The 21,001-nt window shown below is 66.2% G+C and carries 23 protein-coding genes; 11 read left to right on the top strand and 12 right to left on the bottom strand.

What is annotated here, in order from left to right; translation table 11 throughout:
* Positions 1-277: 277 nt before the first annotated feature.
* A complete protein-coding gene (locus O4H32_RS10120) occupies positions 278-1,126 on the bottom strand; it encodes a DMT family transporter (protein ID WP_269358807.1) in 849 nt (282 codons plus the stop codon).
* Between the two features lie 194 nt (positions 1,127-1,320).
* Here O4H32_RS10120 and O4H32_RS10115 point away from each other — a divergent pair, with 194 nt between their 5' ends.
* The 6 genes from O4H32_RS10115 to O4H32_RS10090 are packed head-to-tail and all read left to right on the top strand — an operon-like array spanning position 1,321 to position 6,804.
* Positions 1,321-2,391: a YeiH family protein gene (locus tag O4H32_RS10115; protein WP_269358805.1), complete on the top strand. Its 1,071-nt coding sequence runs from the start codon at positions 1,321-1,323 to the stop codon at positions 2,389-2,391.
* A gap of 46 nt (positions 2,392-2,437) precedes the next feature.
* Positions 2,438-3,436: an endolytic transglycosylase MltG gene (gene mltG / locus O4H32_RS10110; RefSeq protein ID WP_269358804.1), complete on the top strand. Its 999-nt coding sequence runs from the start codon at positions 2,438-2,440 to the stop codon at positions 3,434-3,436.
* Between the two features lie 3 nt (positions 3,437-3,439).
* Entirely contained in the window at positions 3,440-4,105 is a 666-nt protein-coding gene (gene tmk / locus O4H32_RS10105; protein ID WP_269358802.1) for a dTMP kinase, read from the top strand.
* Positions 4,102-5,115 (top strand): DNA polymerase III subunit delta', encoded by a 1,014-nt coding sequence (gene holB, locus O4H32_RS10100; protein ID WP_269358800.1) that lies wholly within the window; start codon positions 4,102-4,104, stop codon positions 5,113-5,115. The genes tmk and holB overlap by 4 nt, the downstream gene beginning before the upstream one ends.
* Positions 5,116-5,131: 16 nt before the next feature.
* Positions 5,132-5,914 carry a TatD family hydrolase gene (locus O4H32_RS10095; protein WP_269358798.1) on the top strand — a complete coding sequence of 261 codons (783 nt, stop codon included), beginning with the start codon at positions 5,132-5,134 and terminating at the stop codon, positions 5,912-5,914.
* A 56-nt stretch (positions 5,915-5,970) separates the two neighbouring features.
* A complete protein-coding gene (locus O4H32_RS10090; RefSeq protein WP_269358796.1) occupies positions 5,971-6,804 on the top strand; it encodes an ankyrin repeat domain-containing protein in 834 nt (277 codons plus the stop codon).
* 67 nt (positions 6,805-6,871) lie between these two features.
* Here O4H32_RS10090 and O4H32_RS10085 read toward each other — a convergent pair whose 3' ends face one another.
* The 5 genes from O4H32_RS10085 to O4H32_RS10065 all read right to left on the bottom strand — a co-directional run bounded on the left by O4H32_RS10085 (position 6,872) and on the right by O4H32_RS10065 (position 11,715).
* A complete protein-coding gene (locus tag O4H32_RS10085; protein WP_269358794.1) occupies positions 6,872-7,945 on the bottom strand; it encodes a sulfate/molybdate ABC transporter ATP-binding protein in 1,074 nt (357 codons plus the stop codon).
* Positions 7,942-8,832 carry a sulfate ABC transporter permease subunit CysW gene (gene cysW, locus O4H32_RS10080; protein WP_269358792.1) on the bottom strand — a complete coding sequence of 297 codons (891 nt, stop codon included), beginning with the start codon at positions 8,830-8,832 and terminating at the stop codon, positions 7,942-7,944. Before cysW ends, O4H32_RS10085 begins: the two co-directional genes overlap by 4 nt.
* Positions 8,833-8,850: 18 nt before the next feature.
* Positions 8,851-9,705 carry a sulfate ABC transporter permease subunit CysT gene (cysT, locus tag O4H32_RS10075; RefSeq protein WP_269358790.1) on the bottom strand — a complete coding sequence of 285 codons (855 nt, stop codon included), beginning with the start codon at positions 9,703-9,705 and terminating at the stop codon, positions 8,851-8,853.
* Positions 9,706-9,709: 4 nt separating this feature from the next.
* The gene (locus O4H32_RS10070; RefSeq protein ID WP_269358788.1) at positions 9,710-10,717 is read right to left on the bottom strand and encodes a sulfate ABC transporter substrate-binding protein; all 1,008 of its coding nucleotides are present in this window, start codon (positions 10,715-10,717) and stop codon (positions 9,710-9,712) included.
* Between the two features lie 170 nt (positions 10,718-10,887).
* The gene (locus O4H32_RS10065; protein ID WP_269358787.1) at positions 10,888-11,715 is read right to left on the bottom strand and encodes an RsiV family protein; all 828 of its coding nucleotides are present in this window, start codon (positions 11,713-11,715) and stop codon (positions 10,888-10,890) included.
* Between the two features lie 107 nt (positions 11,716-11,822).
* Between O4H32_RS10065 and arsC the strand changes: the two genes are divergently transcribed.
* Positions 11,823-12,167, top strand: a complete 345-nt coding sequence (gene arsC / locus O4H32_RS10060; protein ID WP_269358785.1) for an arsenate reductase (glutaredoxin) — start codon at positions 11,823-11,825, stop codon at positions 12,165-12,167.
* Positions 12,168-12,233: 66 nt separating this feature from the next.
* Entirely contained in the window at positions 12,234-13,016 is a 783-nt protein-coding gene (locus tag O4H32_RS10055; RefSeq protein WP_269358784.1) for a bestrophin-like domain, read from the top strand.
* 9 nt (positions 13,017-13,025) lie between these two features.
* Here O4H32_RS10055 and O4H32_RS10050 read toward each other — a convergent pair whose 3' ends face one another.
* Together O4H32_RS10050 and O4H32_RS10045 are read right to left on the bottom strand one after the other, a co-directional pair.
* Positions 13,026-14,285, bottom strand: coding sequence for an NAD(P)/FAD-dependent oxidoreductase (locus tag O4H32_RS10050; RefSeq protein WP_269358782.1), 1,260 nt, complete (start codon positions 14,283-14,285; stop codon positions 13,026-13,028).
* 195 nt (positions 14,286-14,480) lie between these two features.
* Positions 14,481-15,335, bottom strand: coding sequence for a CPBP family intramembrane glutamic endopeptidase (locus O4H32_RS10045; RefSeq protein ID WP_269358930.1), 855 nt, complete (start codon positions 15,333-15,335; stop codon positions 14,481-14,483).
* A gap of 235 nt (positions 15,336-15,570) precedes the next feature.
* On the opposite strand from O4H32_RS10045, the gene O4H32_RS10040 reads away from it, so the two are divergent.
* Positions 15,571-15,867, top strand: a complete 297-nt coding sequence (locus O4H32_RS10040) for an acylphosphatase (RefSeq protein ID WP_269358780.1) — start codon at positions 15,571-15,573, stop codon at positions 15,865-15,867.
* Positions 15,868-15,954: 87 nt separating this feature from the next.
* The gene (locus O4H32_RS10035; protein ID WP_269358779.1) at positions 15,955-16,386 is read left to right on the top strand and encodes a DUF411 domain-containing protein; all 432 of its coding nucleotides are present in this window, start codon (positions 15,955-15,957) and stop codon (positions 16,384-16,386) included.
* A 20-nt stretch (positions 16,387-16,406) separates the two neighbouring features.
* Here O4H32_RS10035 and O4H32_RS10030 read toward each other — a convergent pair whose 3' ends face one another.
* Together O4H32_RS10030 and O4H32_RS10025 are read right to left on the bottom strand one after the other, a co-directional pair.
* Positions 16,407-17,555, bottom strand: coding sequence for an OmpA family protein (locus O4H32_RS10030; RefSeq protein ID WP_269358777.1), 1,149 nt, complete (start codon positions 17,553-17,555; stop codon positions 16,407-16,409).
* Positions 17,552-18,367 (bottom strand): motility protein A, encoded by an 816-nt coding sequence (locus O4H32_RS10025; protein ID WP_269358775.1) that lies wholly within the window; start codon positions 18,365-18,367, stop codon positions 17,552-17,554. Before O4H32_RS10025 ends, O4H32_RS10030 begins: the two co-directional genes overlap by 4 nt.
* A 294-nt stretch (positions 18,368-18,661) precedes the next feature.
* Between O4H32_RS10025 and O4H32_RS10020 the strand changes: the two genes are divergently transcribed.
* Positions 18,662-18,976: an ElaB/YgaM/YqjD family protein gene (locus O4H32_RS10020; protein WP_269358773.1), complete on the top strand. Its 315-nt coding sequence runs from the start codon at positions 18,662-18,664 to the stop codon at positions 18,974-18,976.
* Between the two features lie 72 nt (positions 18,977-19,048).
* Here the strand turns inward: O4H32_RS10020 and O4H32_RS10015 are convergent, their stop codons facing one another.
* Positions 19,049-19,840 (bottom strand): hypothetical protein, encoded by a 792-nt coding sequence (locus O4H32_RS10015; protein ID WP_269358771.1) that lies wholly within the window; start codon positions 19,838-19,840, stop codon positions 19,049-19,051.
* On the bottom strand, positions 19,837-20,895 hold the full coding sequence (locus tag O4H32_RS10010; protein ID WP_269358768.1) for a zinc-dependent alcohol dehydrogenase family protein: 1,059 nt from the start codon (positions 20,893-20,895) through the stop codon (positions 19,837-19,839). Before O4H32_RS10010 ends, O4H32_RS10015 begins: the two co-directional genes overlap by 4 nt.
* Positions 20,896-21,001: the final 106 nt, after the last annotated feature.

Genomic DNA, 21,001 nt, shown 5'->3' with positions numbered 1-21,001 from the left:
GTCGGATGCCAGTCCATGGATCTGTTCCAGCGCGGCTCTTGTTCGTCCATGGTGCCCATAGTCCGCCAAGTAAACTAGGTCCAGTTCGCTTCGAACTTTAGAGCCAGAATATTCCGAAATTTGATCCAGATCATTCAAAAGTCGCGTAAATACTGACTGACCGAGCGCAAAAGCCTGGAGCATGGCGGAGACGATCTAGGGTAAATGCTGATGCCAAACCGGATTTTCCGGGACTCATGGCACCAGGCGAAGAGAAGTGGCCGGGCGATTTCCGCAGTCATGGGGCCAGGCGCAGCATGATCACACCCAGCACGAGGACACAGGCGCCCGCGATACGGGCGGGCGTCAGGCGTTCTCGCAGAAAAAGCCACGAAATCAGGATGCCGAACAGGATGGAAGTCTCTCGCAGTGCGGCGATGATCGCAATGGGCGCCAGGGTCATGGCCCAAAGCACTATGCCGTAGGAAATCACGGTGCCGCAGCCGCCCAGCGTGACCGCGCCCCAGTGGCTTTTCACATGGCGCGCCAGATCCCCGGCCCGGCTGGGCACGGTCAGGCCGATCATGACGATGCCCTGCAGCAGAAAGATCCACAATGTGTAGCTGGCCGGCGCCTGCGAAAGCCTGGCGCCCGCACCGTCCACCAGGGTGTAGCTCGCAATCACGACGGCGTTCAGCAAAGCAAGCGTCATGCCTCCGGGCGCGCGCACCGCGCGGCCGGGCAGGCCGATGCACAGGATGCCGGCGCATATCGTGGCCACGCCGGCCATCGCGCCAGGGCCGGGCGCATCATGAAAGAACAGGGCGGAAACGAGCGCCACAAGCAGCGGCGCGGTGCCCCGCATGACGGGATAGCTGACGCTCAGGTCGGTCACGCGGTAGATGCGCGCGACCAGCCGCATATAGGCCACCTGCAGGATCAGCGAGGCCAGCAGAAAGGGCCAGCTGGCCGGCGCCGGCTGCGGCAGCCAGGGCAGGCCGATCGCGGCCAGCAGCATCGCCACGCCCGTGATGCCGACCGCACTCAGCGGTTTGTCGGGACTGCCCTTGATCGAGGCATTCCAGGCCGCATGGAAGAGGGCGGAGACCAGGACGGCGCCATGGACGAAATCAAGGCTGGGCGACATGGAGGAAGGGGAAGCCGCGAAAAGGGTCGGGCCGGACAGAATAGCGCGAACCGGCGCCGGTCCTCGCCGCCGAAAGCGATCCCGGTCTTGCTAATTAAATATTCCTTATGTGTCCACTAAAATGATTTGAATTTATTTATTCATAACCCCTGCTTAGAATGGCCGTCAGTCCCCTCTCTCTACGAGCCTTCAGCATGCCGCCCATTTCCGCCGTCCCGCACCCACTGCCCTCGGCCGCCGGCCGCCCCGCCGCCCAGACGCATGCTCGCGGCTCTTCGCGCACCCCCTCGCTGTGGTATGGTCTCCTGCTCGCAGCGGGGCTCGGTCTGGCGGCCTGGTGGCTGGGCACCCTGTTCCCGCTCATCGGCGGCCCCGTGTTCGGCATTCTGCTGGGCATGGTCTGGCGCAATGTACTGGGACTGTCCCCGGTCTTCACCCCCGGCGTGGTCTTCAGCAGCCGCCAGGTGCTCAAATGGTCCATCATCGGTCTGGGGTTCGGCCTGAGCTTCGGCCAGGTCATGAAAACCGGCGCCTCGTCGCTGGCCGTGACCTTGATCACGCTGTCCACCGCGTTCCTGACCGCCTGGCTGCTGGGGCGCTGGTTGAAACTGGGCGGCGATCTTCGCACCCTGATCGGGGTCGGCACCGCGATCTGCGGCGGATCGGCCATTGCGGCGGTGGCGCCGATCATCAAGCCCGACGACCATGAGACCGCCCTGTCGATTTCGACCATCTTTCTCTTCAACGTCGTGGCGGTGTTGCTGTTCCCGCCCTTGGGCCACTGGATGGGTCTGAGCGACCACGGTTTCGGTCTATGGGCCGGGACCGCCATCAACGACACCTCTTCCGTCGTGGCGGCGGGCTACAGCTACAGCGTGGCGGCGGGCGACATCGCCACGATCGTCAAACTCACCCGCGCGACGCTGATCATCCCGATCTGCATCGTCATCGCCTTCTGGGTGGCCTGGCGCAACCAGCGTTCGGAAACCCGGGTGTCCCTGGTCACGATCTTTCCGTGGTTCATTCTCTGGTTCCTGGCGGCTTCGGCGACGCGCAGCCTGGGCCTGATTCCGGAAACGCTGCTCGGGCCGCTGCACCTGCTGTCGCAGTTCCTCATCATCATGGCCCTGACCGCCATCGGGCTGTCCTCCGACCTGCGTCGCATGGCGCTGGCGGGCGCCCGCCCGTTGCTGCTCGGCCTGGGCGTATGGGTGGCCGTATCGCTCAGCAGCCTGGGCGTCCAGTGGCTGATGGGCAGTCTCTGAACGTCAGCCCCGCCGCCCGACGCGCCAGTTCGTTAAACTGGCGCACATGAAAAAACTCATCCTCCGGTTGCTGATCCTCGGCCTGCTGGCTGCGGCGTCGGTCATCGTCTCGGCGGCCTGGTGGGGCTGGAGACGGCCCGTGCCCCTGCGGGCACCCGTCGTCGACTATCTCATCGACGCTGGCGGTACGCCGCGCCGGATCGCCCAGACGATGCGGGACGCGGGCATCGAGATCCAGCCCGATGCCTTCGTCTGGCTGGCCCGCTTGAGCGGCCGCGACAAATTGCTGAAGGCCGGCGCCTATGAGGCCCGCGAGGGCGACACGCCCTGGATGCTGCTGGAACGCATGGCCAACGGGGACATGACCCAGACCCGCCTGACCTTTCCCGAAGGCTGGACCTTCGCCCAGATCCGGGCGGCGCTGGACGCCGATCCCCAGGTCCGTCACGACACGCTTGGCATGGACGAGCAGACCCTGGTCCGGCGACTGGGGCTGGAGGCCGACGCACTCGAAGGCCTGTTCCATCCCGACACTTATGTGTTCGCACCGGGCAGTTCCGATCTGGACATCCTGCGCCGCGCCGTCTCGGCGGGCCGGCAGACGCTCGAGCGCGCCTGGGCGGGGCGCGACCGCGACCTGCCTCTGGAAACTCCGTACCAGGCGCTCATCCTGGCCTCCATCGTCGAAAAGGAGACGGGTCACGGTGCCGACCGGGCGCGCATCGCCGGCGTGTTCATCAACCGCTTGCGCATCGGCATGCCCTTGCAGACCGATCCGACCGTCATCTACGGGCTGGGCGACGATTACCAGGGCCGCCTGCGCAAGAAGGATCTGGAACGCGACACGCCCTGGAACACCTATACCCGCGCGGGCCTGCCGCCCACGCCCATCGCCAACCCCGGAAAAGCCGCCCTGGAGGCGGTCCTGCATCCGGAGAGGCACAAATTCCTGTATTTCGTCTCGCGGGGCGACGGCACCAGCGAGTTCTCCACCGATCTGGCGGCGCACAATCGCGCCGTCGGCAAATACATCCTGAAACGATAGTCCATGACGACCCGAGGCGCCTGTTTCATCACGCTCGAAGGCCTGGATGGGGCCGGCAAGAGCACGCACATTCCCTGGATCGAGGACCGGCTGCGCCAGGCCGGGGTGGATCTGCTGTCCACCCGCGAGCCAGGCGGCACCCCCCTGGGTGAAACCTTGCGCGAACTGCTGCTGCACAAGCCCATGGACCTGCGCACCGAGACCCTGCTCATGTTCGCCGCCCGCAATGAGCACTGGCGCACGCGCATCCTGCCCGCTCTGGAGCAGGGCCGGTGGGTGCTGTGCGATCGCTATACCGATGCTTCGTTCGCCTACCAGGGCGGAGGCCGGGGACTGGGCGCTGAACCCGTGCGCATCCTGGAAGAATGGGTGCAGCAGGGCAGGGGGCCGGATTGCACCCTGCTGTTCGATGTGCCGCTGGCGACTGCGCGTGAACGCCTGTCGCGCGGGCGCGCGCGCTCCGACCGCTTCGAGCGCGAGGATGCGGCGTTCTTCGAGCGCACCCGCCAGGCCTATCACGCCCGGGCGGCGGCCGATCCGGACCGCTTCCGGGTGATCGACGCCCGCCGGAATCTCGAAGAGATCCGCGCCGAGCTGGGCGGCATCCTGGATGGGCTGCTGCGCGCGCGCGGCCATGCGCCCGCGTCCGGCGGCCTGGATCCGGCATGATGGACTTCCTGCCCTGGCAACAGGCGCCGGCGCGCCGCTGGCTGGCCACGCGCGAGCGCTTCGCCCACGCCTGGCTGATCCACGGCCGGCCCGGTTGCGGCCAGATGGAATTCGCACTCGCGGGGGCCGCCAGCCTGTTGTGCGAATCGCCCCGCGACGGCCTGGCTTGCGGCGCATGCCAGGCCTGCCGCTGGGTGGTGGCCGGCAATCATCCCGATTTGCGCCGCATCCGGCCCGACGCCCAGGCCGTGCGCGAAGGCGCACTGGACGTTGCCGAGGACGCCAAGAAACAGCCCTCGCGCGAGATCCGCATCGAACAGATCCGCAGCCTGCTGCCCTGGTTCAATACGGCCACCCACCGGGGCGGCTGGCGCGTCGCCCTGCTGTATCCGGCCGAATCGCTGAACACCATCGCGGCCAACGCGCTGCTGAAGATCCTCGAAGAGCCGCCCGAACACACGGTTTTCCTGCTGTCGGCCCAGGCGCCCGACCGACTGCTGCCGACACTGGTGTCGCGCTGCCGGCGCCTGCCCCTGACGGTGCCGCCCGTTGCCGAATCACTGACCTGGCTGGAGGCGCAGGGCGTGAAGGACGCCGCCGACCGCCTGGCGGCGGCCGGCGGCGCGCCGCTGCTGGCGTTGGAACAGGCGCGGGAAGGGCGGCCCGTGACGCCCGACTGGCTGGAACTGTTCCTGGATCAGGCGGGCCATGGCGGCGATGGCGCCGCGCTGGCCGACGCACTCCAGGCGGCCGAGCCGGCCGACTGGGTGGACGGATTCCAGCGCCTGTGGCTGGATCTCAGCCTGGGCACGCACGGCCTGCCGCCGCGTTATCATCCCGGACAGGCGACGCGGATCGCCGCAATCGCCAAGCGCCTGGACCCGGCGGCACTGGCCCGTGCGGCGGACTGGCTGCGGGAACAGCGGCGCCTGGCGCGCCACGCCCTCAATCCCAAGCTGCTGGCCGACCACGCCGCCCGCACCCTGCTGCAGTCGGTGCGGCCCCGATAGATTCCTTTTCGATCCCATGTATATCGATTCCCACTGTCACCTGAATTTCCCCGACCTGCGCGCCCAGTTGCCGGATGTGCTGGAACGCATGCGGGCCGCCGGCGTGGGCCACGCCCTGGTGGTCAGCGTCAATCTGCGCGACTGGCCCGGCCTGATGGAACTGGTGGAGCAACATCCCTTCCTGCGAGCCTCGGTGGGCGTGCATCCGGACAACGACCCCGAGGACGACGACGGTGCCGAACCGACCCTGGACGACCTGGTCGGCCGCGCGGCCCATCCCCGGGTCGTCGCCATCGGAGAGACCGGACTCGACTACTATCGCCTCGGCGAACCGCTGGAATGGCAGCGCGAGCGTTTTCGCACCCACATCCGCGCAGCGCACGCCACCGGGCTGCCGCTGATCATCCATACCCGCGCCGCCGCCGAGGACACCCTGCGCCTGATGCGCGAGGAACGCGCGCCCGGCGGGGTCATGCACTGCTTCACCGAATCCTGGGAAGTCGCGCAGGGTGCCCTGGACCTGGGGTTCTATATCTCCATCTCCGGCATCGTGACCTTCAAGAACGCCGCCCAGATCCAGGACGTCGCCCGCAGGGTGCCCCTGGACCGCCTGCTGATCGAGACTGATTCCCCGTATCTGGCGCCGGTGCCGTACCGGGGAAAGATGAACGATCCCTCCCGGGTGATCCACGTGGCCGAAAAAATCGCCGGATTGCGCGGCGTCCCCGTCGCCGAGATCGAGCGGGCAAGCGCCGAGAACTACTGGCGTCTGTTCGACAAAGCGGCCGCGCCCGCCTGAACCCCGGTCCCCATCCGGGTCGCCTGTCACCATTCCCGCCGACGGAGGTCTCCGCCATGTTCTTGTCCACTCTCGTTCGATCCGGCGCGCGGCGCGGCCAGTTGGCCGGCTTGGCGCTGATCCTGGCCCTGGGCGCCGGCGCGCCGCCCACGGCCTTCGCCCAGCCGGCGCCGACGGCCGACTGGTGGTCGGCCATCCGCCGCGACGACGTGTCAGCGGTGCAAGGCATGCTGCTGCGCCACACCGACCCGAATGCCCTCAACGCCCTGGGCAATCCCGCGCTGACCCAGGCGGCGCGGGATCAGTCCTGGAAGGTGTTCGATGCGCTGCGCACGGCACCTGATGTGCTGATCGACGCGCCCAACGCCCGCGACGAGACGGCACTGATGTACCTGTGCATCCTGGGCCAGACCGACCGGGCCCGCGCGCTGATCTCCGCAGGCGCCCAGGTCAACCGTCTGGGATGGACACCGTTGCACTATGCCGCGTCCAAGGCCCAGGTGGATACGGCCCGCATGCTGATCGGGCAGGGCGCCATCGTCAACGCGCCCGGGCCGGACGGCACGACGCCGCTGATGATGGCGGCCTTGTCCGGCAAGCCGGACATCGTCCGCCTGCTGCTGGCGCACGGGGCGGACCCCACCATGTTCAACGCCGCCCACGAGACGGCGGCGGACTGGGCGCGCAAGCGCCAGCATCAGTCCCTGGCCGCCGGGCTGGACGATGCCGCCCGCCGGGCGCGGAACCGCCGGGACGATGGCCCCGCGCCTGCGGCGAACGGGCCGGACCCGGCGCCGCAGGCGCCCGCGCCGGAAGCCAAGGACGACGCGTCTTCGTTCTCGCGCTATTTCGACCTCGGCCGCTTCGAGGACACGCCGCAAGGCCGGTAGTCGGCGCTTCGCCCGGCCAGGGCCTGTTCTCAGGAATCAATCTCCGTGGTGCGTGTGAGAACAGCCGCTAACTCAGGAACACCCGCGCCTGACGGGGCCGGGCGATGAAGCGTCGGTGGCCTTGCGCCCGGATCCGGTCGAACTCCAGGCTGGGCATGACCACCTCGATGATTTCCTGGGTATCCTCGCGCCGCAGCTCCAGTTGCGCCAGCGGGCCGAAAGCATGCGCCCGCTGCAGATTCACCGGCAGCCCCTGGCCAGTGGCCGGCCTGCCCGAAGCGGGCATGGGCTCGATCTGGATGTCGTGCGGCCGGACATAGGCGGTGCCGGGCGCATCGGCCGCGCCCTCCAGGCCCGGCATGTCGAGCGCCGCGCCGCCGGTATGCAGCCGGCCACCGCGCACGCGGCCGTGAAACAGGTTCACGTGCCCCAGGAAACCGTACACGAAGGCCGTGCCCGGGGCGTCGTAGACCGCTTGCGGCTCGCCTTGCTGCTCGACCCGGCCCTTGTTCATGATCACGACCTCGTCGGCGACCTCCAGCGCCTCTTCCTGGTCGTGCGTGACGAACAGACTGGTCATGTGCAACTCGTCGTGCAGACGGCGCAGCCAGCGCCGCAGTTCCTTCCGGACCTTGGCGTCCAGCGCGCCGAATGGTTCGTCCAGCAGCAGCACGCGCGGCTTCACCGCCAGGGCGCGGGCCAGGGCGATGCGCTGGCGCTGTCCGCCTGACAGGGCCGCCGGCCGGCGGTCGGCCAGCCAGTCCAGTTGCACCAATTCCAGCAGTCCCATGACCGTCTCGCGGATCCTGCGCTCGTCCGGCCGCAGGGCGCGCGGCTTGACGCGCAGGCCGAAAGCGACATTTTCGAAGACCGTCATGTGCTTGAACAGGGCGTAGTGCTGGAACACGAAGCCAACCTGCCGCTGGCGCACGTGCGTATGGGACGCGTCCTGGCCTTCCAGCAGCACCTGGCCCCCATCGGGATGTTCGAGGCCGGCGATGATGCGCAGCAGCGTGGTCTTGCCGCAGCCCGAGGGCCCCAGCAACGCGGTCAGCCGCCCTTCCGGGAAGGCCAGGGACACGTCGTCGAGCGCCGTGAACGCGCCGAACCGCTTGTGAATGTGGCGGACTTCGATGCTCATGGGGATTGCTCCAGTGCGATGCGGGCGGTCTGAGCGTGCAAGCGCCATTCCGCCAAGGATTTCAGGGCCAGCGTCAGCAAGGCCAGCAGTGCCAGCAGCGACGCCACCGAAAAGGCGGCCGCGAAGTTGTATTCGTTGTAGAGGATTTCAACGTGCAGGGGCAGGGTGTTGGTCAGGCCGCGGATATGGCCCGACACCACCGACACTGCGCCGAATTCGCCCATGGCGCGCGCGTTGCACAGGATCACGCCGTAGAACAGTCCCCAGCGGATGTTGGGCAGCGTGACATGCCAGAAGACGCGCCAGCCCGAGGCGCCCAGCACGATGGCGGCCTCTTCTTCCTCGCAGCCCTGGGACTGCATCAGTGGAATCAGTTCGCGCGCGACGAAGGGCACGGTGACGAAGATCGTGGCCAGGACGATGCCCGGCACGGCGAAGAGAATCTGGATGTCGTGCGCCTGCAGCCAGGGGCCGAACCAGCCCTGGGCGCCGAACATCAGCACGTAGATCAGACCGGCGATCACAGGGGACACGGAGAAGGGCAGGTCGATCAGGGTGATGAGCAGGCTCTTGCCCCGGAAATCGAATCGGGTGAGGGCCCAGGCGGCGCAGACCCCGAACACCAGGTTCAACGGCACGGCGAGCCCGGCCGCGAGCAGTGTCAGCCGGATGGCCGCCTGCGCGTCGGGCTCGGCGACCGCGGCCACGCAGGCTTCCCAACCTTTGCCCAGGGCCTCGTGAAAGACCGCCGCCAATGGAATGAAGAGGAACAGGAAGAGGAAAGCGAATGCCGTTCCCATCAACGCAAGGCGGACAAGCCGGCCTTCGGCGGCCGGCCGGGCGACGACGACGGTCCGTGAGCGGGAATCGAAAGCAATGGAGGTCATGGAGGCAGCACACGCATGTCAGGTCTGGCCGGTCGAGCGGCGCCGTACCCAGGCCTGCAGCAGATTGATGACCAGCAACAGCAGGAAGGAGATTCCCAGCATCACCACGGCGATGGCCGTAGCGCCAGCGTAATCGTATTGCTCCAGTTTGGTGACGATCAGCAGGGGCGCGATTTCCGAAATCATCGGCATGTTGCCGGCGATGAAGATCACCGAGCCGTACTCGCCCGCCGCGCGCGCGAAAGCGAGGGCGAAGCCCGTCAGCAGGGCCGGCAGGATCGCGGGAAAGACCACACGGATGAAGACCTGCGCGCGCGAGGCCCCCAGGCTGCTGGCGGCTTCCTCGTATTCGGAGGCCATGTCTTCCAGCACCGGCTGGACGGTGCGGACCACGAAGGGCAGTCCGATGAAAACCAGCGCCACCACCACGCCCAGCGGTTTGAAAGCCACCTGGACGCCCAACGATGCCAGCGGCCCGCCCAGCCAGCCGCTGGGCGCGTACAAAGAGGTCAGAGCGATCCCGGCCACGGCCGTGGGCAAGGCAAAAGGCAGATCCACCAGGGCATCGACCAGCCGCCGGCCGGGAAAGTCATAGCGCGCCAGCATCCAGGCCACGAGGCCGCCGAAGACCGAATTCACGGCCGCTGCCAGCAGCGCAGCGCCGAAACTCAGGCGATACGAGGCCAGCACCCGGGGCGCGGTGACCGTTCTCCAGAAAGCCTCCCCGCTCAGGGTCGAGGCCGTCAGGAACGCGGCCGACAGCGGGAGCAGGACCACCAGGCACAGATAGGTCAGCGTCAGACCCAACGTCAGATTGCGGCCGGACAGAACCCGGGGCGTGGCGGAGCATTGCGGTGCAAGCGTCGTGGACATGGCCTTACTGCCGCGCGCCAGGCTGGTAGATCTGGTCGAACACGCCGCCGTCCGCGAAATGCGTCTTCTGTGCCTCGGTCCAGTTCGACGCCACGTCGGCGACAGTGAACAGGGACAGTTCGGGAAACTGATGCGCATACTTGTCGGCGACCGCCTTCAGCGTGGGCCGGTAGTGGTTCTGCGCGGCGATCTCCTGGCCAGCCTCGGAATACAGGTAGTCCAGGTAGGCACGGGCCACGTCGCGCGTGCCTCGGGCATCGACGACCTTGTCCACCACCGCCACGGGGGGCTCGGCCAGAATGCTGGCCGAGGGCACGACGATGTCCACCTTGTCCGGCCCCAGTTCCTCGATGGCCAGGAAAGCCTCGTTTTCCCAGGCGAGCAGCACGTCGCCGATGCCGCGCTCGACGAAGGTCGTGGTCGCTCCCCGGGCTCCTGAATCCAGCACCGGCACTTGGCGGTAGAGTTTGCCGACGAATGCCCGCGCCTTGGCTTCGTCGCCGCCGGGCTGGCGCAGGGCGTAGCCCCAGGCCGCCAGATAGTTCCAGCGGGCGCCGCCGGACGTCTTGGGATTGGGTGTGATGACCTGCACGCCCGGCCTGACCAGATCGTTCCAGTCGTGGATGCCCTTGGGGTTGCCCTTGCGCACCAGGAAGACGATGGTGGAGGTGTAGGGGGCGCTGTTCAGGGGCAGTCGCTCCTGCCAATCTGCGGGGATCGAACCGCGTGCGGCGATGGCGTCGATGTCCGGCGCCAGCGCCAGGGTCACCACGTCGGCTCTCAGGCCGTCGATCACCGAGCGCGCCTGCTTGCCCGAGCCCCCATGAGACTGGCGGATCGTGACATGGTCGCCGGTCTTCTCCCGCCAGTACCGGGCGAAAGCCTGGTTGTAGGCCTGGTACAGCTCCCGCGTGGGATCGTAGGACGCGTTCAGCAGCGTGACGTCGGCGGCATGCGCGCCGCATGCCAGGCTCAGGACGGCGGCTGCGGAAAGCAGGAATCGGAACGGCATCGGAAAGAGCCCTCGGCGTGATTGACGAGGGCTCAGGTTAAAGCGTTCCTTTTGGGGACAGAACGAATCCTTTCATCCAAGGATATGATCGCCGCGCATTATGCGGCGACGCTATAAGCGTATGAGGATGAGGCGGGACATGGGGCGGCGCAGACCGCGCACCTGGACGCCTAAGCATTCGGCGGCAGGAACTTCGGACGCAGGATGCCTCGCAGGCGGTCGTAGGGGATCAGCAGTTCAGGTTGACCCCAGGCGTAGGGGGCGATCTCGTAAGGCTGGTATTTGACCAGCACGCCCAGATCGGTCAGCCCCACGTTGTCGCTGGACGCAAAGGGCCACATGCGATCGAAATTGTCCCGGTTGTCCATGGCGTCGGCATGCTGGTCCAGCCAGCGGGCATGCTCGGCGCGCAGCGCCGCGTCGAAGGCAGGACGCGCGCCAGGCGCCAGCAGATTGTCGATCGTCAGGGCTTTTTCCGACGCATTGTCCCAGTTCAGCAACTGCGACCCGCTCATGCCATGGGCCATGCCCGTCCGGTACTGGCCGGCATCCAGCTCGACCACGGTCAGGCGCTCGTTGCGATAGCGCGTCCGCGCCGTCAGCCGGACCTCGTCGCGCGCGCCGGCGGTCTTCCAGTAATACGCCTCGAAACCGTCCAGCGTGTCATAGGGCGCGGCGCGTTGCGTGTCGACCCAGGTCATGGCCGCCAGGGCATGATCGATCAAGGCCGTCAGGCGGGGATGTCCCGGAAAAGCCAGGGAATCGACCGTCAGCGTCGGACATTCTCCCCGGCAGCCCGGCCGTTCCCGGGACCATTTCACGGGTTGCGTGAACAATCCCTCCCGGCTGGTCTGCGCATCGAGCTGTGCGGGCACCAGGCTGAGATTGTCCCTGGGCCCGCTGGCGCAACCGGCCAGCGCCAGGGTCAGCGCCATCGCAGGCAGGACGGTGCGCATGGAAAAGGACGGGTGGGTCTCGAACGGCGGAGGCATCGGCATGGGCATCAATGGGCTGGAGGACGCGCGGTGTCCGGAATCGCAGGCGGGGAGGGAATTTCAGGCGGCCGGATCGTGGATAATGAGGCCTTTCCGTCTGGAAAGGCCATATGTTCAGAATCTACCACAACCCGCGCTGCGGCACGTCGCGCCAGGCGCTTGAGACGCTCCAGGCCACGGGGCGGCCCGTCGAAGTGATCGAATACCTGCGCAACCCGCCGCCGCGCGAGGTGCTGCGCGAGCTGATCCGGGCGGCGGGCTTGACGGTGCGCGAAGCCTTGCGCCCCAAGGAACCCGTTTACGCATCCCTGGGACTGGCGGACACCGCGTTGACGGACGAGCAGTTGCTCGATGCCATTGAACGGCATCCCATTCTGCTGAACCGGCCCTTCGTCGTCACGGACAAGGGCGCACGCCTGTGCCGCCCCTTAGAAAAGATCCGGGACGTTCTCTGATCCGCGCCTGACGTTCAGGCCCGTTTCCGGAGGGCCGGGCACCCACCGACATCCAGCGAGGGCTTCGTGTTCGACTTCATGTATGACTTGCCCGAATGGGCCATGTTCGCTGTCTGCGTGCTGCTGGTGGGCTGCCTGTCGGTGGCCGCCCTGGTCCTGATGGGCGCACTGCGCCGGCTATGGCCTCCCGGTGCCCACAGGCCCAACATGGTCAGTACCATGCTCTCTGGCATCCTCCTGCCCACGGGCATCGTGATCGCCTTCGTGGCATCCGACATCTGGCAGCAGGATGCCAAGGGCCGGACCGCCGTGGAGCAGGAAGCCATCGCCGTGGCCGACACCCTGCGCATCGTCAAATTCCTGCCAGCCGATCTGCGCGAACAGGTGACGGGCGTGCTCGATGATTACATCCGCGAAGTCATCGAGCACGAATGGCCCCTGATGGGCGATGGCCGGTCGAGCCAGATCGCCGAGGATCAGTTGGAGACCCTGATGGTCATCTCGGTACGGATCGAGACGGGAACAGACCAGATTGTCCTTCAACGCGCGGCCGAGGCGCTGCGGCGCTATACGACGGACATCGAGAACGCCCGCAATCAGCGCCTGCTGGCCTCCCATGGCCGTGTGATGCCGACGAAGTGGGTCGCGGTGCTGGTGCTGCTGTTCGTCGCCGCCTGTGTGCTGAGCGAACTGCACATGAGCCATCGCCGGCCTCTGGCCTTGTCCCTGGCGCTGTTTTCGCTGGGTTTCGGCGCCACCCTTTATCTGGTCGCCTCGTTCGACCGGCCCTTCACAGGGACCACGATCATCGAGCCGACGTCCCTTTCGGTGTTGCTGGTCCGGGGCTAGGAGCCACGGTCAGGGCTGCACCGAAGGCACGCCGGCCGGAAAGCGGCGCGTGCGGTGCGTGACCGGCAGGCCGCGGCCTTTGAGCAGCATGTTCCAATAGAACCAGGGCATGAAGCTGCGCTTGAGCCACCAGTAGAAACGGCGCGGAACGCGCGGGTCGAAAGGAAAGCTGGGCGTGATCGTGCCGCCATAAGTGAATTCGGCCAGCAGGACCTTGCCGCGCGACGTCGTGAGCGGGCAGGCGGCGTAGCCGTCGTAGCTCTCGACGTTGCCGGCGCCGTGCAGGACGCTCAGCAAGTTGAGCGTCAGCACCGGGGCCTGACTCTTGATGGCCGCTGCCGTCTTGCTATTGGGCGTCGAAGTGCAGTCCCCCAGGCCGAACACATTGGAATAGCGCGTGTGACGCAGCGTGTGCTTGTCCACCTCCAGCCAGCCGGCGTCGTCGGCCAGCGGGCTGTTGCGGATGAAATCCGGGGCGCCTTGCGGCGGCACGACGTGCAGCAGATCGTAGGCGACTTCCTCGCGCACTTTTTCGCCATCCACCACCGATTCGAAGACGGCGATCCTTTCCTCGCCCCGCACCTGGACCAGATTCTGGCCAAAGCGTGGCTGGGCGCCATAGGATGCCATCACCTTGTCCAGCGCCTGGGCGTAGAAGGGCACGCCGAAGACCGCGGCACCCGCCGTGCGGAACTGCAGGCTGTCCGCCTTCACGCCCCGGCGGCGGAATTCGTCGGCCGCCAGATAGAGGGCCTTTTGCGGCGCACCCGGGCATTTCACCGCACCGGCCGGTTGGGTGAAGATCGCCGTGCCGCCCTCGAAACGGCTCACCAGTTCCCAGGTGTAAGGCGCCAGATCGTAGCGGTAGTTGCTGGTCACGCCGTGCTTGCCCAAGGCATCAGACAGGCCCTCGATGGCGTTCCAGTCGATCTGGATGCCGGCGGCCACCACCAGGTAATCGTAGGCCACCCGGCTGCCGTCGCCCAGTTCCACCTGCCGCTCGTCGGGCAGCAGGGCGGTCACGCGTTGGGCGATGTGGCGCACGCCGTCGGGCAGGCAGTCGTGCAAAGGGCGGCGGGTATCTTCGGCCTTGTAGGCGCCGCCGCCCACCAGCGTCCAGGCGGGCTGGTAATCATGGTGGCCGGACGGATCGATGACGGCGATGTCCAGACCGGGTTCGTGGCGCCGCAACTGGGCGGCGACGGTGGTGCCGCCGGTACCGGCGCCGACGATCACCACGGTGTGCTTGCGAACGGATGCGTTGCTCATGGGGGCCTCGAGTGAATCGGATGGTGCCAGGGGGCTGAGTGCCCAATGGCGCGATGGAAGCATTCTAGGGGCCAGGCCTGCCGGAGAGAACGACCAATGGGCTATGTCTTTATGACCGTTACGATGGAAAAGAAAAACCCGACGCCTCGGCGATTGGCGAGAGGCAACGCGTGGCGGATGAATGCCGAGGACGGGTCACGAGGGTCCGACCGGTTGCAGCATCGGATAGGTGAACAGGAAAAAGTGCGTCACGTTCAAACCGAAATGCGCCAGCACCGCCGCCTGGAGTCCGCCGAAGCGGTACGCCAGCCCATATCCGATACCTGCGATGCTTCCGAGCACGATCCATTGCCATCCGCCTGCGGCATGGACAAGACCGAACAGCACGGCCGCCACACAGAGGGCGATCGCATCCGCGTATGGCTGCCGCCTGAGCAGGCGGCTCAGGCCACCCTGCAGATAGCCGCGGAACAAGGCCTCTTCGGTGAGAGTGACCAGCAGCAAATTGTTCAGCAGCCACAGCCAACTGGCGGAAGGCCATTTCGGTTCCCATCTGACGACGCCAAGCAGCACTGCGGTCCACAAACAAGCCGCGATCGTCATCAGCATGGCTCCGAATCCCGCTTTCAGCGACACGCGCCATTCATGCGGGGGCCGGGTCCACGGCAGGACATGCAGCAGCCAGAAGCCGACCAGGAGCTTGTCCAGATTGAGATACATCGCAAAAGGCACGGCATCCGCGGTGAATCTCTCGGGACCGATCACAAGGGGATTGTGAAAACCCGGTAGCCAATGCAGGCTCAGAGCCGTGGCGAGCACGACGAAGAGCGCGTGTCCGATATATTGGAGATAGGGCTTGCGGCGCGGCGACACCGCATAGGCGGCCAAAATCAGTGACGCGATCGGAATCGCGGCCATGAAGCCTAACTGCCCATCCGCCAGGGCGACACCATACCCGATGACGAGCAGCCCCAGACTCAGCCATCGCAAGGGAAACAACCACACGGTAAGCGCTGCGGGGAAAATTGCGATCCACGGCATGGCAAACATTGACATCTCTACTCCAGGAATTGACTCTGAATCCGAAGGGGGGCCGACGGCGCCTGGAGTGTACGATTCTTTCCATTCTCCGTCATGGCGCCTTCTCGCGCGCCGGCCCTTCAGCCGCGCTGAGCGGGCAGGGCGACCGAGCCGACGCCGCAGTCTGCCCGGACTCCTGTTCATGGTCCGTTTCGGCTACAGTTCAATGGTCGAATTGACCGATCGTTTACCGACCCACGACCGTATGAAACCCCTGCCTGAGCACCATGAACTCGAGACCCTGACCGCCTTCGTCGAAGGCCGCGTGCAGGGCGTCGGCTTTCGCGCCGCCACCGTCCGCCAGGCGCACCAGCTCAAGCTCGGCGGCTGGGCACGCAATCTGCCCGACGGCCGGGTCGAGGTCTTGCTCCAGGGCGACCGCGCCGCGGTCGACCGCATGCTGTCCTGGCTGCTCCAGGGACCGCCCGCCGCCCGGGTAACCGGCGTGTCCCATACTGAAACCCCGACGGAACGCCATTACGAGCGTTTCGAGCAGATCTGATCCGGCGCGATTGAACCAATCCGCCTTTTCACGCTCCAATGACAGTCCGCCGATTTCCACGGGCGGGGTTCATTTTCCGAGGTATGCATGAAACGATTCTTCGCCTTCGGCCTGCTGGCCGCCGCCCTGGGCATTTCCTTTGCCGTCCCCGCCGTCCAGGCGGGCGAAGCCGTCACCGTCTATCAGGACCCGAACTGTGGCTGCTGCCATGGCTGGGCCGAGCACATGCGCACCGAAGGCTTCGATGTGCGCGAAGTGCCTTCGTCCGATATGGCGGCGGTCAAGACCCGACTGGGGGTCCCCATGGAATTGGCGTCCTGCCACACGGCGCGGCTGGAATCGAGCGGTCAGATCATCGAAGGCCACGTGCCGGCCCCGGCCGTGCGCAAACTGCTGGCCTCCGGGAATATACGCGGCGCCGCCGCGCCCGGCATGCCCCTGAATGCGCCCGGCATGGGCCCGATGGACGGCAATCTGGTCACGCTCGACTTCGACGGCCGCCCGTTCTCGCGCGACTGAAGCGCCGGGGCGCGCGGGGGTCAATCGGCGGGTTTGGGCCCGTCGCGATCCCCATGCGGTTTTTCCACCACCAGTTCGACCCGGCGGTTGCGCGCGCGCCCATCCGAAGAACCGTTGTCGGCGATCGGCCGGGAATCGGCGTAGCCCACCGCCTTCAGGTGGCCCTTGGCGATGCCATTGGCCTGCAGATAACGCACCACGCTGCCGGCCCGGGCGCTGGACAGTTCCCAATTGGACGGATACCGGGCGTTGCTGCGCACCGGCACGGAATCCGTGTGGCCCTCGACCGTGATGTCGTAGCCGGCGTCCGACAGCACCTTGGCCATGCGCCGCAGCACCGACAGGCCTTCCCGGCTGAGATCCGTCTGGCCCGTGCCGAACAGGATCTCGCTGTTGACCCGGAAACTGATGGAACGCTGGTTGACGATCACTTCGACATCGTGGCCCAGTTCCCCCAGCGGCAGGGACGCCGCCAGGGCAGCGCCTTCGGACGGCTCGTTTGTGGCGGGCGCCGAAGGACCGGCGGACGTGGCGGGCGGTTCCGCCTTCTCGTCCGAGCGCGCGGATGCGGACGGCGCGTCGAACGCGCGCGCGGCATCCTCGGCGGAATAGGGCGCGATGTCCTCCGGCGAAGGAATCCGCGGCAAGGCCGCAGGATCGACGGCCTCTTGCGGCGCGCTTGTCGCGGCGACCGTGGCGGGGGCGGGTGGCGGCTCGGGCTCGAAATCCGGAAAGGTGCCGAACAGCGGCGAGTGTTCGGGCGCGGCCGGCGGCGCGTCGAACGCGCGCGCCGCATCCTCGGCGGAATAGGGGAACACCTCGTCGTCAGGCGCCGGAATCGGTGCCAGCGTCACGGACAGGGCCGGCGTCGCATCCAGGTGCAAGGCGTGGCCCGGCGCGGACATGCGCTTGCCGATGGAACCGGAAAAAGCCAGCATCACGATCATTGCGACCAGCAGCAGGGTCATCATGTCCAGGTAAGTCATGAACCAGCCTTCTTCCTGGATCGATTCCGCCGCCGTCGGTTCCAGGCTCCAGCGGTCGGTCACGCCCGCCCGATTGCGGTCCCGCCGCAAGGCCTGGCGGGCCTGCTGCAGCTCGACTTCCATTGCCCGCATGCGCTGGGCAATGGCCTGGGCCGGGTTCAGTTGGGCGGATCCGGGCCTCATGAGGGCTCAGGCTCCTTGTCCTTGATCGCGACGGCGGGTTCCTGGTCGCGGATTTCATCGCGGACATCCTCGATGAAGGCCTTCAGCGTTTCCCGCATGAGGGCCGGGCTGCGCTTCTGGCTCATCATCGCGATGCCCTGCATCAGCGTGTTCATCAGGATCAGCCGCTGTTCGGTGCGACGCTCCAGTTTGACCGCCACGGGCTTGAACACCAGATTGGCCAATAGCACGCCGTAAAAAGTCGTCATCAGCGCCAGGGCCATCTGGCGTCCGATGGCCGTGATGTCGCCGTCGCCCAGCAGAAACAGCAGATTGACCAGACCGACCAAGGTCCCCAGCATGCCGAAGGCCGGCGCGAATCCCGCCATGGCGCGAAACAACTGGGCCTCGGCGTGTTCCTTTGCCTTCATGCGGGCGACACGCCATTGCAGCAGATCCAGGATGTCCTGTTCAGGCACGTTGTCGATCACGAACTGCACACCGTTGCGCAGAAAAGGGCTGGATACCCGTTCCAGCGCCTGTTCGACGGCATGAATGTCGCTTTGCATCCAGATGCGGGCGATCTCGACCAGATCCTCCAGATCCTTGTCGACGTCCAGACGCTCGCGGTGCACGACGCTGCGGATCAGTCCGAAGATGCGCATGACTTCGCGCAGCGGATACGCAATGAAAGTCGCGGCGGCCGTCCCGATCAGCACGATGCCCAGGCCCGGCCAGTCGACGAACAGGCCCGGATCCTCGGCCGACAGGAACAGGACGATGGCCAGCATCACGATGCTGGCGACGATGCCGATCAGGGTGGACGGATTCATGCGCGGAGGACTGTTGGACGGAAAACAGTGGCATCTTACCGTGATCGGCGGCGGCCGCGCTCGGAGAACAGCGGGCGGTTTCATGTCTGCTGGACGTCATTTAATTCGCATAATGTATATTATGTAAAGTTAAGGATGCGGGTCTGATCGCACTGCATACCGTTCTCTTGACTGCCGTCAACATGATCCCCGCGCCGGACGGCACCATGGTTCTGCATCGCCTGGTCGAAGGTCGATGCCATCCGTTCGCCATCGACACCGGACCCGGTCCGTCCCTTGCATCAGGAGATCCACATGCTTTCACCCTCACAAACCGACAGCAAGCATCCGGCCATCGATATGCGCCAGAGCCTCACCGAGCTCACGCATGACCTCGAAGACATCCTGCAGCACCTGGGCGATGCAGCGGATGACCAGGCGGTGAGCATCAAGGAAAAAGCCAGCAAGGCACTGGGCAGCCTGCGGGATCTGGAGCAACAGGCACAGGGACGCCTGCGCGCGGCGGGCCATGACACACAAAAATTCGTGCATGAAAACCCCTGGATGGTGATTGCGGCCACGACGATGGCGGCCTATGCCATCGGCTTGCTCACGCGATCACGCCACTGAGCCGTGATTTGCGCGTGCTGGCTGGCCTGCCGGCGCGCGCAAGCGGCGCCCCGCCGGCGTGAGGCCTTCGCTTCAATCCGACCCGTGCATGGCCGCCTCGGACCAAGGGAAACAGGCGTTGGCGTTGCACAGTCGTCCGATCAGATCGGTTTCGCTGGGGCAGTCTCTCCAGAGCGTACTGCCCAGCAAGGCGCCGAGCATGGTATTGCCGTCCGATGACGGGTTCATGCTCATGATCCGCTGCGCGAGCAGCGCCGCCAGCGTCACGTTGCCATAGCCGATCGCCTGCAGGACGAGATGCGTCCATGAGATCCCGGACTCCGTGCATGCGTTTTCAACACCGTGTGTCAGGCCTCCGCGCGTGCTCACGACCATCATGGCATTGTCGAATTCGCACAGAAACCGCCTGCGACGGGCGTCGAGCAGAGGGCTGGTCCGCAAGCCGCAGGCGTACCCCGTCAGGAAACACAGCCAGGACGATGCCGCTCCCTGCCCTGTCGCGACAAGAGGCAAGGCGGCGACCATGGCTCCGAAAATGTCGATCTCGCGCGTGCTCGAGAGCAGCATGGGCAAATGCGTTTCGACCGGATGCCGGACGTGCGGATCCGGGCCGGCCAGTGCCGCCTCCCCCACATCGCTCCCGGCCAGCAGCCACGAGGTCGGCCCTGCCGCGCGACGACGGGCCTCGATGAGTCGTCCCGCCACGGCCTGCCAGGCCAGCAGCGCTTCTGTCTCGCGCAGATCCAGCATCCATCCGCGCACGGGTTCCCCGAGGTCTGGATGCGGGGCGGCGGCCTTTGCCGCATGCGTGAGGGCCGCGTCCGGATTCCGTGCGTCCACGCCTCGACCGGTGCGCGGATTCATGCCTGCCGTCCGTCATGCTCGGCATGGCTGATGATCACTTTCAGCGCATGCTCCTGGGCCGCATTGCCGAACACCTCGTAGGCCTTCATGATTTCTTTGGAGTCGAAACGGTGCGTGATCAGTTGTTCCGGGGCCAGCGTTTTCGATTGGACGGTTTTGAGCAGCATGGGCGTGGTATTCGTGTTGACCAGGCCGGTGGTCAGCGTGATGTTCTGGCTCCAGAGCCTCTGGAGCGACAGGTCGACGCTTTTTCCATGCACGCCAATGTTCGCGATGTGTCCGCCGGGCCGGACGATGCGCTGGCAGATGTCAAAAGTCTGCTGCAGGCCGACGGCTTCGATTGCAACGTCGACGCCATCCCGGGTCAGGGCAAGAATCCGGTCCACGGGATCGCCCTCCCCGGTGTTCACGAGGTGCGTCGCGCCAAACCGCCTGGCCAGTTCGAGACGCGCCGGATCCGTATCCGCCACGATGATTTTGCCGGGAGAATAAAACCGCGCCGTCAGCAGCGTCGCCATGCCGATCGGTCCTGCGCCGATGATGGCGACCACGTCACCCGGCTTGACCGCACCATAGAGCACACCGATTTCAAAGCCGGTCGGAAAGATATCGCTGAGCATCACCAGTGCCTCTTCGTCCGCCCCTTCCGGCACGTGATACAGGCTATTGTCCGCATGCGGGATGCGTACGTACTCCGCCTGGGTCCCGTCGATCAGGTGCCCCAGCACCCAGCCGCCATCTTCGCAATGGGCGTACATCTGTTTCTTGCAGTACTCGCACTTCCCGCAGGATGTAATGCACGAGATCAGGACGCGATCATGCTTTTTGAAGGCGCGGACGGCGCTGCCCGCTTCTTCGATAATGCCGACCCCTTCGTGTCCCAGCACCCTGCCACTGGAGACCGTGGGCACATCGCCCTTCAGGATGTGCAGATCCGTGCCGCAGATCGTGGTGCTCGTGATTTTCACGATCACATCGGTGGGCTGGCGCAGGCTTGGGGCCGGTACCGTTTTCCAGGCGATTTGCCCCGGGCCGAGGTAGACGAGTGCCTTCATGGTGGATCGACGAGCCATAGGAAACTCCATTGCTTGCGACGGGCCGCATCCCCATGCGGCGATGTGATCCAGAATATTCCGCCTCTGCCCCGCAATGTTGACGCCG

Origin of the sequence: Castellaniella denitrificans (genome assembly GCF_027214045.1) — a bacterium.
Classification (GTDB): Bacteria; Pseudomonadota; Gammaproteobacteria; order Burkholderiales; family Burkholderiaceae_B; genus Castellaniella; species Castellaniella denitrificans_A.
This window is presented reverse-complemented; position numbering and strand designations above follow the sequence as displayed.

Bases quoted from the DNA above. Each gene is read 5' to 3' on its own strand.
- O4H32_RS10035 (WP_269358779.1), top strand. From the start codon at position 15,955: ATGAAACGATTCTTCGCCTTCGGCCTGCTGGCCGCCGCCCTGGGCATT.
- O4H32_RS10020 (WP_269358773.1), top strand. From the start codon at position 18,662: ATGCTTTCACCCTCACAAACCGACAGCAAGCATCCGGCCATCGATATG.
- O4H32_RS10045 (WP_269358930.1), bottom strand. From the start codon at position 15,335: ATGTTTGCCATGCCGTGGATCGCAATTTTCCCCGCAGCGCTTACCGTG.
- O4H32_RS10120 (WP_269358807.1), bottom strand. From the start codon at position 1,126: ATGTCGCCCAGCCTTGATTTCGTCCATGGCGCCGTCCTGGTCTCCGCC.
- O4H32_RS10095 (WP_269358798.1), top strand. From the start codon at position 5,132: ATGTATATCGATTCCCACTGTCACCTGAATTTCCCCGACCTGCGCGCC.
- O4H32_RS10010 (WP_269358768.1), bottom strand. From the start codon at position 20,895: ATGAAGGCACTCGTCTACCTCGGCCCGGGGCAAATCGCCTGGAAAACG.
- O4H32_RS10015 (WP_269358771.1), bottom strand. From the start codon at position 19,840: ATGAATCCGCGCACCGGTCGAGGCGTGGACGCACGGAATCCGGACGCG.
- mltG (WP_269358804.1), top strand. From the start codon at position 2,438: ATGAAAAAACTCATCCTCCGGTTGCTGATCCTCGGCCTGCTGGCTGCG.
- O4H32_RS10025 (WP_269358775.1), bottom strand. From the start codon at position 18,367: ATGAATCCGTCCACCCTGATCGGCATCGTCGCCAGCATCGTGATGCTG.
- O4H32_RS10085 (WP_269358794.1), bottom strand. From the start codon at position 7,945: ATGAGCATCGAAGTCCGCCACATTCACAAGCGGTTCGGCGCGTTCACG.
- O4H32_RS10050 (WP_269358782.1), bottom strand. From the start codon at position 14,285: ATGAGCAACGCATCCGTTCGCAAGCACACCGTGGTGATCGTCGGCGCC.
- arsC (WP_269358785.1), top strand. From the start codon at position 11,823: ATGTTCAGAATCTACCACAACCCGCGCTGCGGCACGTCGCGCCAGGCG.
- O4H32_RS10040 (WP_269358780.1), top strand. From the start codon at position 15,571: ATGAAACCCCTGCCTGAGCACCATGAACTCGAGACCCTGACCGCCTTC.
- cysT (WP_269358790.1), bottom strand. From the start codon at position 9,705: ATGTCCACGACGCTTGCACCGCAATGCTCCGCCACGCCCCGGGTTCTG.
- O4H32_RS10065 (WP_269358787.1), bottom strand. From the start codon at position 11,715: ATGCCGATGCCTCCGCCGTTCGAGACCCACCCGTCCTTTTCCATGCGC.
- cysW (WP_269358792.1), bottom strand. From the start codon at position 8,832: ATGACCTCCATTGCTTTCGATTCCCGCTCACGGACCGTCGTCGTCGCC.
- O4H32_RS10115 (WP_269358805.1), top strand. From the start codon at position 1,321: ATGCCGCCCATTTCCGCCGTCCCGCACCCACTGCCCTCGGCCGCCGGC.
- O4H32_RS10090 (WP_269358796.1), top strand. From the start codon at position 5,971: ATGTTCTTGTCCACTCTCGTTCGATCCGGCGCGCGGCGCGGCCAGTTG.
- O4H32_RS10030 (WP_269358777.1), bottom strand. From the start codon at position 17,555: ATGAGGCCCGGATCCGCCCAACTGAACCCGGCCCAGGCCATTGCCCAG.
- tmk (WP_269358802.1), top strand. From the start codon at position 3,440: ATGACGACCCGAGGCGCCTGTTTCATCACGCTCGAAGGCCTGGATGGG.
- O4H32_RS10070 (WP_269358788.1), bottom strand. From the start codon at position 10,717: ATGCCGTTCCGATTCCTGCTTTCCGCAGCCGCCGTCCTGAGCCTGGCA.
- holB (WP_269358800.1), top strand. From the start codon at position 4,102: ATGATGGACTTCCTGCCCTGGCAACAGGCGCCGGCGCGCCGCTGGCTG.